The following is a 12,965-nucleotide window of genomic DNA, read 5'->3' as shown; positions in this document are numbered from 1 at the left end:
GGTGACTCACCGTTGCCGCCGAGATTCGTTGAGGGTGTCGGCCAGCGTCCGGTTCATCTCCGCCGCGGCGGCCAATTGTTGTTGCAGCAGTGCGACTTTGCGGCGCAACGCGGTCGCGTCGAGGCGCTCCAGACTCGGTCCCTCGGCCGCACGCACCCAGTTGCGAACCGAATTGGTATGCACGCCGATCTGCTCGGCCACCACCCGACACGCCTCCGATTCGCTGCGCAATTTGCCGGTCAGTGCGATGACCTGTTCGACCGCGGCCTTGCGCACCTCCGGGGACACTCTGCGATAGGACCGGTGCGGCATCATGCGCCCCACCTCACACAGACAACCGGTCTCCATAACAGTGCGGGTTTTCTCATGCGGCGCTCCCATTGGGGGAATCGCCACCGCGCGAAGTGGATTCGGTGAACTCGGAGAAACGCTGGTTGGTTTCGTGGATACCACTCTCCTTCTCGGACAGAGTGAATTCCATATGGAACGGGATGCCGGGGCGACGATCCTCACCGATCTTCAACAGGAATTTGCCGGTACCCGGCGGTGACGGACGTTGCTGGCCGGGTTTGAGTGCCTCACCGGTCAGCGCTTGCGGTGCGGACCATCCGGTCACCATCTCCTCCTCGGCGGATGTGAATGGAACCACGCTGTCCAGGCGTTTGATCTCCTCGCCGGGCAGCGCGCCGAATATCTTGGCGCGCGCGCGTTCGAGGAAGCCGAGCGCCTTCGCGATGGCGGCCTCCGATCCCAGTGCTTGCAGGTCCTTGATGGTGTGGCTGATCATGATCAACGCGGTGGCAATGGTGCGCTGTAGACGGGTCAGCTCATCGACCCGGTCGACCATGAAGTCACCGAGTCCGAGCACCTGCCACAGCTCGTCCATGACCACTTGGAAATAGCGCTGCGGGCCGAGATTCGCGTCGGCGAGCACATGTGCGGCCTCCACCGAGGCGAATCCGTCGGCCCAGCAGGCCAGCATCACGGCGGCCTTGAGTTTCTTATCGCCGGTGGGGATGTGCGAGACGTCGATGCAGACCGCGACCGCGCTGGTATCGATCGGAACGCTGGTCTGCCCGTTGAAGATCGCGCCGAAGGGGCCCTGGGTGAGTGCGCGCAGCGAACGCCGCAGGCCCTTGATGGCGACCTGGTATTCGTTGGGGTCGTCGGCACCCGCGTCGAGCTGTAATTCGTCACCGCCGCTGACGATCACCTCGAGCAGGTTCTCCATGATGGGCGGCTGGTCCGGGGTGTAGCCACTGCCCGGCCGGTAGAGGATGCGCAGCGCGGTGGCGATCAGGGTCTCCTCGTAGTCGCGCACGCGTGCGCCGCGCACGAGTTCCACCAGACCGGCGATGAGCGTGACCTGGCGGGCGCGCAGGTCCTGCAGCACCTGAAGTTGCAGTGCGGGAAGCTCGTCCAGCAACGGCACGACCGAACCGAGCACACCCGCGGCGAGCGGGTTGAGCTTGCCGTGGCCGTAGCCCAGATCGATCACCTGACCGCCGACCAGCTCGACCAGCTTGCGGTAGTCCGGTTTCACGTCGGCCAGGATCAGCGGGGTGATGCCCTGTGCGATACCGCCGAGCACGATCCGGCGCACCAGCGAGGACTTACCGAAACCATTGAGCCCCAAGACGAAAAGGCTCGGCGCGGTAATGAAGCTGCCGCGCAGGAACCAGTTCATCGGATCGAAGCAGACCGGCGCGCCGGTGTGCAGATGCGAACCGAGCGGAGTGCCGATCAATGGCGCACCGGCGCCGACCGACCACGGCCACAGGCCGGCCACCTGGGCAGTGGTGGCCCGGTATTCGACCGGGCGGCCGACGACATTCATCCGGCCGCCACCCGGGCCCAGATAGCCGCGATCGGTGAGTTGGGCCGTGCTGCGGTCGAATCCGTCCTCGAAGACCTGTTCGGCGCGGGCCGCATAGTTGCGGCGGCGGATATCGTCGGTGCGGACACGGAAAGTCGCGAAGGCCGCCCGCAGTCCGGTGCCCTCGCGGCTGATCTGTTCGAGTTTGGCCCGGGTCACATCGTCGAGCAGGGGCGGACCGGACTGCTTGCGCTTATCGGCCCTGGCCTTTGCCCGGCGGGCGGCCTTATCCATCTGCGGGGTGCCCATCGCACGGTCGGCGGTGTAGTCGACCTTGGCCGCGCGCTGTGCCTCGCGACTCGTCCTGGCTCCGTTGCGATCCGGTCGTGCCACGCGTTTCCCCCGTACCGATCGTTGTGGTGCGCCCTCGCGTGTGGGGCGGGCGGTCCTGGCGCCGTCGAGACGGCCACGATCGGCCGAAGCTCGCTCACCCCGGCCGCTTTCGGATCTGGTGCGCCCGCGCTCGGAGCCGGACTGCGGCCGATCGGCACGGCCACCGTCGGCGGACCCGGCGCCGGGACGCGCCCGACGCTCTGCCGCATCGCGCGACGGTCGCCGCTCCCGATCGGACGTCTGGCCCACCCCGGTCCGTTCGCCGCCGCTCACCCGCGCGGACCGCCGATCCCGGTCGGGCATGTCCTCGATGCCCGACCGCTCGACCCGGCCGCCGGTGGGCCGCTGTACACGTCCCTGTGCGGGGCGGGGCCGACCGTCACTGGTCGGCGGCGCCAACGTTTCGTCCTCGGGACGCCGCCTGCGGCGCACCTCGTCCCGCTCGCGCACGGGTGGCTCGTACTCACGTGCCATGGATCGCTCACCCCGCCAAGGCTTTCGGAATTGTCGCGTGTTCCGGCAGGATCACCCCGCAACCGAGCGAGGCCGCGAAGGCCGCCGCCTGATAGCGGTAGCACCGCCGGATCTTCAACCGCGCCTGTGTGGACAGGTCGCGGGTTATGGCTTCGATACGCGGCAGGTCGCCGCGCAGGGGCTCGGTAATGGTCACCAGCGCCCCGAAGCGGGTCACACCGTGACCCCGGGCTTGTTCCTCACGGGCCTGCTGGGTGGCGCCTACCCGCAGGGTCGCGGCCGCCGAGACGACACCGCGTTCGCTCTGCTGTGCCACCAGCGCGTTCTTGAAGTCGTCATCGACGATTTCGGCGGCGTCGGCAGCCGAATGCGGACGGTACACGATGGCGATGCGCTTGCGCGGCACTTCGGGATTCGGCGCCAGCAGCCGCTGCAGCACCCGCTCGTCCACCGCCCCCTCGGGTGCGGCGTCCATCTCCCAGGTGACCGAGCGACCGCCGTCGTGCACCAGATGATCCCACTTCTCGTCGTGCGAGACCGGTCCGGCATCGGCCCAATCCAGCCCGTGCCCTTCGGGTTCGCCGGCGGCGACCTCGAGATCGGCCTGCGAGGCCGGGTCGTAGCTGCGCCGGATGAATGAGATGACCTCATCGGCCGACATGGGCTGGGCGCGCACGCCCGCCTCGGCGAGCGCGGCGCAGATGCCCGGCAGCCTGCGCCCGATCTCGACGGCCTCCTCGGCGGGATTCTTGCGCCGCTCGGCGGTGGTCGCCTTGAAGGTGATCGCGACCCGCGGGAGCAATTGCACCCGTTCCTGCGGTAGTTCGGTCGCGAGTTCGTACATCACCTGCTGCGCCAGTTCCGGTGCTTCCGGCCGGGTGATAGTGGAAACCTCGGTGAGCAGCCGGTTGCCGGTTTCGGGCACGGTATCGATCACCGGGACCACGGCGACGATGTCACTGGTCTGACCGACCGAGGCGAGGAAGGTGCCCCATGCCGAGACCCAGCGATCGATGACCGGCTGATCGACGGCCTCGTGGCCCTGCGGCCACGCCCGCAAAACCACTGTGTACTGGGCGAATTGCGGTAGGTGGATCATGCCGAAGCTGTAGCCGCCCGCATCGATGCCCTCATAGAGCTTCGAGGGGGCGAGCAGACCGGGTAGCCGGGTGACACCGCCCGGAATCCGCGAGAACCGGCCACCTCGGTACACATGCTCGCCGCGGCTGCGTGAGCGCATCCAGTTGAACATCATCAATCCGTTCTCGTATCCGGAGCGGCCCCCGGTCCGCCACACCAGTGGAACCATCACGACAACGCCGGTGCCGCCCACGATCAGACCCCATTGGAACCCGCCGACCATGGCGCAGATCAGGGCCGTGATCACGACGACGAAGCCGATGACGGTCTCTTCCCAGCGCAGACCGAAAAGGCCTGCGCTGCGCGGCTTCTGCCACAGCCCGTACGAGCGGCGCTCGTAGGGATCGCTCGTCATCGTCATCGCGGAATGGTGCTCCTCCCGAGGTCGGGCGAACGATTCGCCCAGCGGTCACCAGCTACATCACCCATGGCCTCATCGGCGCGGGTCAGCGGCGCGGTCGCGGCGCGGGCCGCACCGATCGCACCCGCCGCCCTGGACGCTCCGGACGGTACTCCCGCCCCGCCCTGCGGGCCGGAGGCGCGCGGAGGTGCGCCCGTCGCGGCACCGCCGCCGCCACCGCCACCGCCACCGCGCGGCGGGACCGGACGCGGGGCGCCACCGCCACCGCGCGGACCGCCGGCGCCGCCCGGGGGCCGCGGACCGGTGGACGAACCGCTGACATACCCAGCCGAACCCGGTGCGGCACCCTTGACCGAAACGGCCTTGGTACCCATCGCACCCAAAGCGCCTACCGCAATCAGGGTTCCACCCGTCGCGGTGAGACCGGAACCGCCGCTGCCCACGATCGCGACCGCGGGCGTCACCAGTCGCATCAGCGCGGGCAGCACGAACGCGACACTGCACAGCAGCACGATCGCGACCAACATCCGCTGTGCCTGTTCACCTTCGGGCAGCCCGCCGGTATCGGTCAGCGAATCCACATGGCCCGCAGTGGTGAACGCGATCATATAGACGATGGCGGCCACCGGCTTCCAGAGCATGAACGCGATGATCCAGCCGATCAGCTTCTGATAGGACTGCTTGCCGATATTCATACCGGACGCGGCCGCCGCCAGTGGCAGCACACCCGCCGCGATGAGCAGCAGGCCCTGCCGGACGATGGCGAGCACGATCTGCGCGAGCGCGCCGAGCAATCCGACGATCGCGATGATCAGCACCAGACCTGGCGAAAACGCCTGCAACTTACTGGTTTTCACCATCAGCTCGGCCAGGTCCTTGGCATTGCCATTGGTCGAATCGTTGATGATCCACTCGGAGAAGCGATCCGAGGCCTGGGTACCGGCGACGATGACGGCGCCGAGCATCCAGGAGCTGAAAACCACACGGGCGAACATGCGGAACGATTCGGCCGCCTCGTTCATCGCGGCGCCGCGTCTGGCTTCGGCCAGTCTGGCGCCGGACAGGATCACCGAGGCTATCAGCAGCAATATCTGCGCCTGATAGGTGTAATCGTTGATCTTCACGAACAACGAACCGTTATCGCTGGCCGCCTCGTTGGGGACCTTCATCCAGAAGGTCAATGCGAGGATGATGGCCTCGCCGAGGCCGTTCATCAGCGAATCGACAACCTTGCCGAAGGTCGAATCCCAGGCCTTGTCCTTGATCGCGTTCGCGACGCCGCTGGGATGTGACGCGGCGTTACCCGCCTTGCATACCGCCGACGCGGCGTCACCGAGGGATACCCCCGGCAGGCCGACATTGTCGAGGGTGTCGTGCAGTTCGTTGCACGTGTCGTCGAAACCGTAGGTCTGTCCGTATGCCACCGTCGGTGTCGCGATCATCACCGTGAAGATGACCGCGAAAATCGTGACTAGACGCCTCACCATTGTGTCCACCCCTCGATGCTGCGCAGGGAATCGATCTGGACTTGCTGCTGTCCACTCACCGCCGTGAGCTTCCAATCGCCTTCGCGCCATACGACTGCCAGGCGCATGCCGACCCATGTTGGTTGGCCATCAGCTGTTTCTCGAGCCTTTCTCGCAAACTGGACGATCGCTGAATCTTCGGTATAGCTCTCGATTCGGAATGCATCCGAAGCGAACAGCAAGGGTCTCAACTTGTCCGGCAGTCGATCCGAGACCTTGCCCTCGGCCACGAGTCGGTCGTAATCGGCCAGATATTGCGGCGTGACCTCGACCAGCCGCAGCAGCAGATCACGGTCGCGCGGGTTGGCATTGGTGCGCCAGTAGATCTGTTCGGCCGCCAGGGCCGCGCCCTGCGGAGTGTGGGCGAATCCGACGGCTGCCTTGCCGTCGATGCGTGCCGGACCATCGGAGGTGGAGAACCGCACCACAGGTCCGCCGAACACGCGCTGCCACACGCCTTGACCACCGGCAGGCTGCGGTGCCGCGGTCTGCCAATTCGGCCCACCCGGCTGCTGTCGCAGTGCGGGATTCTGTTCCAGCACAACGCCTATGCCATTGTCGGGCACATCGACTCGGCGACCGAACATATCGACGTCCGGATTGCCGAAGCCCGACGCCCCGGTCTCGGGCACATTCTCCGAACTCGTCCCAGTCCTCGACACCTGGTCGCCGCCAACGGCGTTGTCCCGCATCGCAACCACGGTCACCGCGACTGCGACGACCACCGCGAGCAGCGCGCCGACGCCGAGCACCGCGAGCGGCGAACGGTTGCGTGTCGGACCCGAGCCGGGCCCTAGGCTCACCATTTCGTCCACCCGTTCAGGGATTCGACATACTCGGTCTGCGTGGTGTTCGTGGTGGCGGGCTTCAGTCGCCAGTCCCCCGCATCCCACACCATGACCAATCGCAGAGCCGCCCACAGCTGCTTGCCGTCGACCACCGGGCCACGCGAAGCGAACTGAATGATCGCCAGATCATCCGCATAGTTCTCAACCCTGAACGCATCCGAGGCAACGAAATACCGAGTTACCTTCTCCGGCTGCTGTTCCGGCAGCTTGTCCTGGGACAGCGCCTTGTCATAGGCCGCGATCTGCTGTGCCGAGACGCGCACCTGGCGGACATAGAGGTCGCGGTGGGCGGGGCGGGCGTTGAGGCGGTAGGTGATCTGGGCCGCCGCGAGCACCGCGCCCTGCGGGGTGTGCGAATAGCCGACGGCCAGACCGTCTTCGATGCGGGTGGGTCCGTCGGAGGTGGAGAACGGGACCGAGGCGCCATAGACCCGCTGCCAGCCGTGCGGTGCGGTGGTGCCCTCGGGGGCGGCGGTCAGCCAGTCCGCGTCGGACGGTTTGCGCTGGCGGGTCGGATCCTGCGGAAGTGGTTGTCCGGCAGGGTTGTTCGGGATATCGACGCGCCTGCCGAGAATATCCACCTCGGGGGTTGCGAAGCCGTCCGCGCCGGAACCCGCTGCGGCGGCAGCCTTGTCGCCGCCGGAACCCGAATCGCCTCGCCCGATGAAAACGAATATCCCCACCACGACGATGAGCACCACCACGGCCGCGGACGCGATGACACCGAAGGAGACGCGATCGCGCGGGTACGACTCCTTTTCGCTCATGCCGGTGCCTCCAATTTCACTATGTCCGTGGGTAATTCATCGACCGACTCAATGGGCCGGGCGGTCGGGTCCTGGTCGGGCAGCCGTAACCTCCAGTCGTTGCCGAACCACTCGACGGTGGTGTGATTCACCGCCTTGGAGCTGTCGGAATATTCGGTATAGACATCGACGGCCGATGCCGCGTCGGTGTAGCTGGTGATCTTGTAACCCAGCAGTCTCGGAGCGTATTCGGGCGACGCCGGGCCGGTGATCGAGAGCTGCAGGCGGTTCACCGACCACTCATCTCTCGCCTTGTCCGGCACCACCTCGAGGCGCACGATATCGGGCCACTGACTGTCGGCGGCGATCGACAATCGCACCGTGTGGACGATCGCCGCGAGGGCCGCACCGCTCGGTGACTGCTCGAAACCCGTTGCGGCGCCGTTGGCCGTTTTCTTGGGCCCCTGCGCGGCATTCGGAAGTGCGACGCCCTGGAACGGCTGCCACCGCACCTGAGTCGGCGCGGCCGACAGGTTCGGGCCGGAATCGCCGTCACCGCCGCCGCAGCCGACCGTCGCCAGCAGCATGGCAGCACCGAACACCCCCGCAGCGGGCGTGCGGATGCGCCGCCGCGGCGCGATGAGGTGGGTTCGCGCGTGCTCGCGCTCTGCTGTTGCGCGCGACCGGCGAGCGGTCGCCAGCGGTGTGGAATTCATGCCAGGGCCGTCCCCATCCCGGTTCACGTCGGCAGGAACGCCAACGCGATCCCCGAGGCCGTACTCGCCACCGCTGCCCCGAGCAGACTCATCAAAACGCCGTGCGAGGCGTCGTTCATCGCCAGATCGCTCCGGAATGCGATCCACAGGCGGCCCGCGGACACGATCATCCACGCCAGGCACACCAGCAGCACGAACCAGAGCAACCAGTTCAGCAGCTGCATCAGCGGTTGCAACACTTCGGCGGGCATCTGCTTGTAAGCGAGCAGTTCCGCGGCGGACATACGCACGGTCGACATCGCGGACATCAGGTTCCGATGACGGCGTTCATGATGGTGCCCGCGCTGGTCGCGACCACCCCGCCGATCATGGCTCCGGCCACCATCTTCGGCGATTCGAGTCCACCACCGGTCCACTTCTCCCATGCGAACTTGCCGCCCGCGTAGGTGATTCCACAGATTCCGGAGAGCAATACGAACCAGGTGAGGTACCGGACCAGCTGCAAGATCTTCTCCGAACCAGGAGGCGCCTCCGGGGTCGGGTTACCGACCTGAGCCAGGACAGTGCCGTACGTGTCCTGCACGGCGAGGAGAATCATGCTCATCGGCTGCCTTTCTGGGTTGAAATTGTGGTCAACGGTCCGGTCCGGCGGTCAGTGTCAGGATCATCGGTGGCCCTCCTCGAAAGATGTACTGCTATCCAGGTTTTCGCGCACCACCGCAACGATATCGGCGCCGAGTTCGCGGACTTCGAGCGGAACTTCCTCGAGCGGGTCGATCTTTTTCTTTTTCGGCGGAGTCTCGTCGCCGGGGGTCCAGATGGGCAGCTTCTCCGGCTCGACCAGAGTCCATTCCTCGTACCACGGGATCTGCCAGACCTGGCCCGCGAGCGAACCGACCACATCGCGGTAGCGGCGGATCTCGGCGGGCAGGCGACCGGGACGTGCGGCGACGGTGATCAGACCGAGCACCTCACACGATCCGGCGAAGTCCGAATGGTATTGGCGCAGAAGGTCATGCGCGCGGGTGAGCCCGGTAATGGTTTCCCTGGCCACCAATACGACGAAAGGGGATTCGCGGTCGAAGACGCCGGGCCAGCGGCGGCCCGAATCCGCCGCGGGCGCAAGCACATGCGCGAGGGTACTGGCTCCCGCACCGCCGTGCACACCTAGCAGCCACCACAGCGGAGCCCGGCCGACGCCGGGTACGGGGCGGTCCCAGATAGGTGCACGACGAGATTCCGGCGGGGCGACCACACCGGCTCTAGCGGCTTCGGTTCGACGGCGAAGTTTCATGGCGGCCGTCATGATGCCACTCCGGCGAGCAGCCGCCCATAGGCACGGCGCGTCTCGGCGGCAAGCGATGCGTGGCGCACGAGTTCACCGCGCGCCAAATGCGGATCGTAGGGAATCTCCATGATGTCGCGGACCCAGCCGGACAGATGTTCGCGCAAATGGTCGGCAACATGCGAGTCCGCACCCGACATCTGGTGTGAGACAACGATTGTGGTATCGCCGACGATACCGCCGCCCTGCCCCTCGGCCGAGTCGCCGAACTGGTCGTCGAGCCATTCCAGGGTGACCCGGAGCCGGTTCGCGGCATCGGCGCGCGCCGGAATGGCAAGCACCAGAGCGACATCCGCGTCATCGAGCAACGGCCGCAGCTGCCGTCCGGCAATCGGGTTGCCGCCGTCGTAGACCGCGGTGTACCCGGCGTCATAGATTCCGCGCGCGACTGTGAGGTATGTGGCACGCCGACGCAATGGCGCGGCGTCGCGCCACAGCAATCCGATGCCCGAACTCGCCTGCGACAGACATTCCTTCAACGGCGCCGGTTCATCGCCACCACGTCCGTACAACCACGACTGCAGACTGATCGGATGCAGGTGCTCATCGGCTCCGCGTAGCGCCAGATCGCTGCCCGCCGCGGTCGCGTCCACCGCCACCGTCGGCGTGCCCGCCATGCCCAACTCACCCGCCAGGCCCAATGCCGTGGTTGTCGTCCCCGCACCGCCACAGCCACCGACCACCAGAATCGAACGCTGCGTCGGTTCCGCGGATTCGGTCTCAGCGCGCTTGCTACGCCGCAGTCGCACCACCGGAGCCTTGGATGGCGCATGCCGGTCCGACGAATCACCCGCATCGGGCGCCTCATCGAGCCAGCGGCTCCAGTCGTCTCCCATCGCTATCAGCTCTCCCTACTCATCCGGCCGCAATGCCCGCGATGAGCGTGCGGCCGCCGACCATCACCGTGGTGACGGTCTGCTGGTTGTACGTGGCGGGCGCGCCGCCGGGCCGGTACTCGGTGACCTCGACCGAATACCGGTTCTCGGTGATGGTCTGGATCCGCACGCAGTGCGTGGTGCCGACCGGAACGGTGTCGATACCGTGCTGGATCACCTCGGCGGCGGAGATATTCGAATCCGGTGCGACAACCGCCCGGACTCGCTCGCCGGAGCGTTCCACGTAGTAGGCGTACTGAAATGCCAGGATCGCGTCCGGTCCGGAATCGGTGCCACCGGGTTCGGCACTGCGCACGATGCGGTCGGCGCGTTCGGTTGGGCAATCCGAAATGCCCTGGGATCGAACGCTGCCCGCGGTGAACTGCATCGAGGGCACGACCGGTGCCGCAGCGCCGTGATCACCGGAGGAACGCAGCAGATAGATCGCGCCGGCGGTGGCAGCCGCCAGCAGCAGCACAGCCACGACGAGCACCGCGACCACCCGGGCTCGGCGCGCGGATGGGTGATTGCGTGCCTCCTGGCGCAACGCTCGCGTCGCCCGCTCGGCGCGCGAAATGCGACTGTTGTCGTATTCGTCCTCCGGCCACGGGAACTGGACGAGTTCGCCATCGCGCGGCCCGACGTAGTCGTCGTCCGGGCCGGGGGCGTGTCCGGCGACCCAATCCGACCAGCCACCGGTGAACTCGCTGCGATTGGAGCCCAGATCGGCCGGAACCTCATTACGCGCACGCATTTCGTCGGGATCCTCTTCGCGAATGTAGTGCGGATATCGGGCCGGGCCGTCCTCATCGCTCGGCATCCGCAATTCCGCCTCGTCCTGCTGCGGGGTGGATACATCCGCTTCCGGCTCCAGCGCGCCGTACCAGCGCGACAGCTGTTTGTACGACTTCAACATTCCCCCATTCCCGCAGCGCGAGGCACGTGATGCATCATCGGACCCTCTCGGCGATCAGTTCGTGGAGAACGGGTAGGTGTTGTTTGCGGTGCCGGGTACTACGGTGGGCCGAGCCGACACCGCGCCGCCGGATGACGCGCCATCGGCTCCTGTCCCAAACGGAAATTGTCCCGTACTGGAGGTATTCGGCGTAGTCGACGCGCCGGAAGTTTGTCCGAAGAATCCGGTACCAGGCTTGGTGCTCCCACCCTCCGGCACCGCGCCGCCGCCGAATTTGTCGACCAGATCGTGTGCCGCCGCGGCGAACCAGTCGGCGACGAATCGGGTGGGCGTCGCACCGGTGGCGGTCACGGCCGTGCTGCCGTAGGCGCCGTGGCGCTGGACGGTGTCCCAATACCGCACCCAGGTTGTCACATTGAGCAGGTCGCTGTTGTCGGTGATGTTCTGTACAACTGCGTCGAAGGCCTGGGTGACCAGCCGGACACCGGTCGTCGGCGGCACCAGCTGGGTCAGCGCGCCCAACAATTTCGTGCCGAGCAGCAGGATTCCGGAGACCGGGTCGGACAGGCCTGCGGTAGCGAGTTGAGTGATGGTCGCCGGGTTGATGACCGCCTTGACCACCGTGACGACGGCGTTCAGACCGATCGTGCCGACCCTCAGCAGTGCCCGCAGTGCCGCGGGGGCATCGAGCGGAGTTCGCGGATCAGCGGCGTCGGCGAGGCGCTGGGAAATCGACTTCTTGGGCGAGATCGACAGATTCGCCAGCGAGTTGCCTTGGACGTCCTGGTTGACGACCTCGGTTGCGGTCTTGATCGAGGTGAAGGCCAGCGCCTGCGCGATCGAAACCAATGAGGCGATCGGATCGCCGCCGCTCAACTTGGTCTGGCCCGCGATACTGGCCACCGCTTTGAGGATCGGCGCACCCTCCGGTGCGTCGCACGCGAGATCGCCTGCGGCACAGAAACTGGCGACGCGGCCGGTCAGCGCGGCGAAGTTGGCGGCCCTATCGCGTTCAGGTCCGATGCCGCCGCCGCTGGCCGGTTCCTGCGGGAGTGCCGCGATGGACGCGATCTGATCGCCCGAGGTGCCCGGCGCGGGATCGGGGGTCGCCTTGCCCGGCGCGCCGGGAAACAGCGGCGCACCGGGATTGCGGGTCGGATCGGCGAACAGGGCGACCGCCGCGACCCTGTCCGGTGTGATCACGCCATGGCCCTGCCCGACCTCCTGGGCGAACATCGAGGCCACATGCGCGCCTTGCGAATAGCCGACGATCGCGAAACGGGTCCCGGCACAGCGGTCCGCGACATCCTTGGCCATCGAACGCAGCCGAGCCAATCCGCCGGTCACCGACTCCGCGTACGACGCGGCACCACCGGCGGTCGCGCCGCCGAAGCCGGATTCATAAGGGACGTAGGCCCGATCGACCAATCCAGGCTGCGACGCCTTGGCCAGCATCGGCATGAAGACCGTGGAGAGCATGCCGGTATCGGTGGTCGGTGCGGCATCGGGCGACGATTCGCCGGTGCCCTGAATTCCCAACGCGTACAGTGCCGGACAGGCGCCAATGGTGATATTCGTCGTCGGGCCAACGGGATCGGACGGTTGCGCCACGGCGGTTCCCGCGGTCACCACAGCAACGGTGAATGCGACCAGCATTCCCGACATCCGTGCCGTGTACTTCGTCATAGCGATCCGCAATCAATTCGTGTTGCCGCACCCAACCAAAACGCCATGAAACGCAATAGACCGTAACAGATTCCGGCTCTTCCTGCGGGTTCGACGAAAAGTCCGCGCGAACCGCCGTCGGAC

Annotated in this window: 13 protein-coding genes; all 13 read right to left on the bottom strand. The window is 66.7% G+C overall.

Going from position 1 to position 12,965, the window contains the following annotated elements; translation table 11 throughout:
- Positions 1–6 precede the first annotated feature (6 nt).
- Genes ACWEO2_RS10160 through ACWEO2_RS10100 form a run of 13 tightly spaced genes read right to left on the bottom strand, consistent with a single transcriptional unit; the run spans position 7 to position 12,842 of the window.
- Positions 7–315 carry a transposase gene (locus tag ACWEO2_RS10160; protein WP_355178213.1) on the bottom strand — a complete coding sequence of 103 codons (309 nt, stop codon included), beginning with the start codon at positions 313–315 and terminating at the stop codon, positions 7–9.
- 49 nt (positions 316–364) lie between these two features.
- Complete coding sequence (locus ACWEO2_RS10155; protein ID WP_452404994.1) at positions 365–2,683, bottom strand: hypothetical protein; 2,319 nt, start codon at positions 2,681–2,683, stop codon at positions 365–367.
- A 7-nt stretch (positions 2,684–2,690) separates the two neighbouring features.
- Complete coding sequence (locus tag ACWEO2_RS10150; RefSeq protein WP_354950759.1) at positions 2,691–4,184, bottom strand: SCO6880 family protein; 1,494 nt, start codon at positions 4,182–4,184, stop codon at positions 2,691–2,693.
- The gene (locus ACWEO2_RS10145) at positions 4,181–5,671 is read right to left on the bottom strand and encodes a hypothetical protein (protein WP_452404993.1); all 1,491 of its coding nucleotides are present in this window, start codon (positions 5,669–5,671) and stop codon (positions 4,181–4,183) included. The genes ACWEO2_RS10150 and ACWEO2_RS10145 overlap by 4 nt, the downstream gene beginning before the upstream one ends.
- The gene (locus tag ACWEO2_RS10140) at positions 5,665–6,516 is read right to left on the bottom strand and encodes a hypothetical protein (protein ID WP_452404992.1); all 852 of its coding nucleotides are present in this window, start codon (positions 6,514–6,516) and stop codon (positions 5,665–5,667) included. Before ACWEO2_RS10140 ends, ACWEO2_RS10145 begins: the two co-directional genes overlap by 7 nt.
- The gene (locus tag ACWEO2_RS10135) at positions 6,510–7,325 is read right to left on the bottom strand and encodes a hypothetical protein (RefSeq protein ID WP_452404991.1); all 816 of its coding nucleotides are present in this window, start codon (positions 7,323–7,325) and stop codon (positions 6,510–6,512) included. Before ACWEO2_RS10135 ends, ACWEO2_RS10140 begins: the two co-directional genes overlap by 7 nt.
- Positions 7,322–8,020 carry a hypothetical protein gene (locus ACWEO2_RS10130; protein WP_452404990.1) on the bottom strand — a complete coding sequence of 233 codons (699 nt, stop codon included), beginning with the start codon at positions 8,018–8,020 and terminating at the stop codon, positions 7,322–7,324. The genes ACWEO2_RS10135 and ACWEO2_RS10130 overlap by 4 nt, the downstream gene beginning before the upstream one ends.
- A gap of 23 nt (positions 8,021–8,043) precedes the next feature.
- Positions 8,044–8,319, bottom strand: coding sequence for a hypothetical protein (locus tag ACWEO2_RS10125; RefSeq protein ID WP_354950750.1), 276 nt, complete (start codon positions 8,317–8,319; stop codon positions 8,044–8,046).
- Between the two features lie 8 nt (positions 8,320–8,327).
- On the bottom strand, positions 8,328–8,624 hold the full coding sequence (locus tag ACWEO2_RS10120; protein ID WP_040692318.1) for a hypothetical protein: 297 nt from the start codon (positions 8,622–8,624) through the stop codon (positions 8,328–8,330).
- A 60-nt stretch (positions 8,625–8,684) separates the two neighbouring features.
- Positions 8,685–9,326, bottom strand: a complete 642-nt coding sequence (locus tag ACWEO2_RS10115; RefSeq protein WP_452404989.1) for a hypothetical protein — start codon at positions 9,324–9,326, stop codon at positions 8,685–8,687.
- Entirely contained in the window at positions 9,323–10,201 is an 879-nt protein-coding gene (locus ACWEO2_RS10110; protein WP_452404988.1) for a MinD/ParA family ATP-binding protein, read from the bottom strand. Before ACWEO2_RS10110 ends, ACWEO2_RS10115 begins: the two co-directional genes overlap by 4 nt.
- Positions 10,202–10,220: 19 nt before the next feature.
- Entirely contained in the window at positions 10,221–11,156 is a 936-nt protein-coding gene (locus ACWEO2_RS10105; protein ID WP_452404987.1) for a hypothetical protein, read from the bottom strand.
- A 54-nt stretch (positions 11,157–11,210) separates the two neighbouring features.
- Positions 11,211–12,842, bottom strand: coding sequence for a cutinase family protein (locus ACWEO2_RS10100; RefSeq protein ID WP_452404986.1), 1,632 nt, complete (start codon positions 12,840–12,842; stop codon positions 11,211–11,213).
- Positions 12,843–12,965: the final 123 nt, after the last annotated feature.

Source organism: Nocardia sp. NPDC004278, from assembly GCF_053602975.1.
This window is presented reverse-complemented; position numbering and strand designations above follow the sequence as displayed.

Coding starts and splice junctions, on each gene's coding strand:
- ACWEO2_RS10100 (WP_452404986.1), bottom strand. CDS start 12,842: ATGACGAAGTACACGGCACGGATGTCGGGAATGCTGGTCGCATTCACC.
- ACWEO2_RS10160 (WP_355178213.1), bottom strand. CDS start 315: ATGATGCCGCACCGGTCCTATCGCAGAGTGTCCCCGGAGGTGCGCAAG.
- ACWEO2_RS10150 (WP_354950759.1), bottom strand. CDS start 4,184: ATGACGATGACGAGCGATCCCTACGAGCGCCGCTCGTACGGGCTGTGG.
- ACWEO2_RS10145 (WP_452404993.1), bottom strand. CDS start 5,671: ATGGTGAGGCGTCTAGTCACGATTTTCGCGGTCATCTTCACGGTGATG.
- ACWEO2_RS10110 (WP_452404988.1), bottom strand. CDS start 10,201: ATGGGAGACGACTGGAGCCGCTGGCTCGATGAGGCGCCCGATGCGGGT.
- ACWEO2_RS10155 (WP_452404994.1), bottom strand. CDS start 2,683: ATGGCACGTGAGTACGAGCCACCCGTGCGCGAGCGGGACGAGGTGCGC.
- ACWEO2_RS10130 (WP_452404990.1), bottom strand. CDS start 8,020: ATGAATTCCACACCGCTGGCGACCGCTCGCCGGTCGCGCGCAACAGCA.
- ACWEO2_RS10115 (WP_452404989.1), bottom strand. CDS start 9,326: ATGACGGCCGCCATGAAACTTCGCCGTCGAACCGAAGCCGCTAGAGCC.
- ACWEO2_RS10125 (WP_354950750.1), bottom strand. CDS start 8,319: ATGTCGACCGTGCGTATGTCCGCCGCGGAACTGCTCGCTTACAAGCAG.
- ACWEO2_RS10140 (WP_452404992.1), bottom strand. CDS start 6,516: ATGGTGAGCCTAGGGCCCGGCTCGGGTCCGACACGCAACCGTTCGCCG.
- ACWEO2_RS10105 (WP_452404987.1), bottom strand. CDS start 11,156: ATGTTGAAGTCGTACAAACAGCTGTCGCGCTGGTACGGCGCGCTGGAG.
- ACWEO2_RS10120 (WP_040692318.1), bottom strand. CDS start 8,624: ATGAGCATGATTCTCCTCGCCGTGCAGGACACGTACGGCACTGTCCTG.
- ACWEO2_RS10135 (WP_452404991.1), bottom strand. CDS start 7,325: ATGAGCGAAAAGGAGTCGTACCCGCGCGATCGCGTCTCCTTCGGTGTC.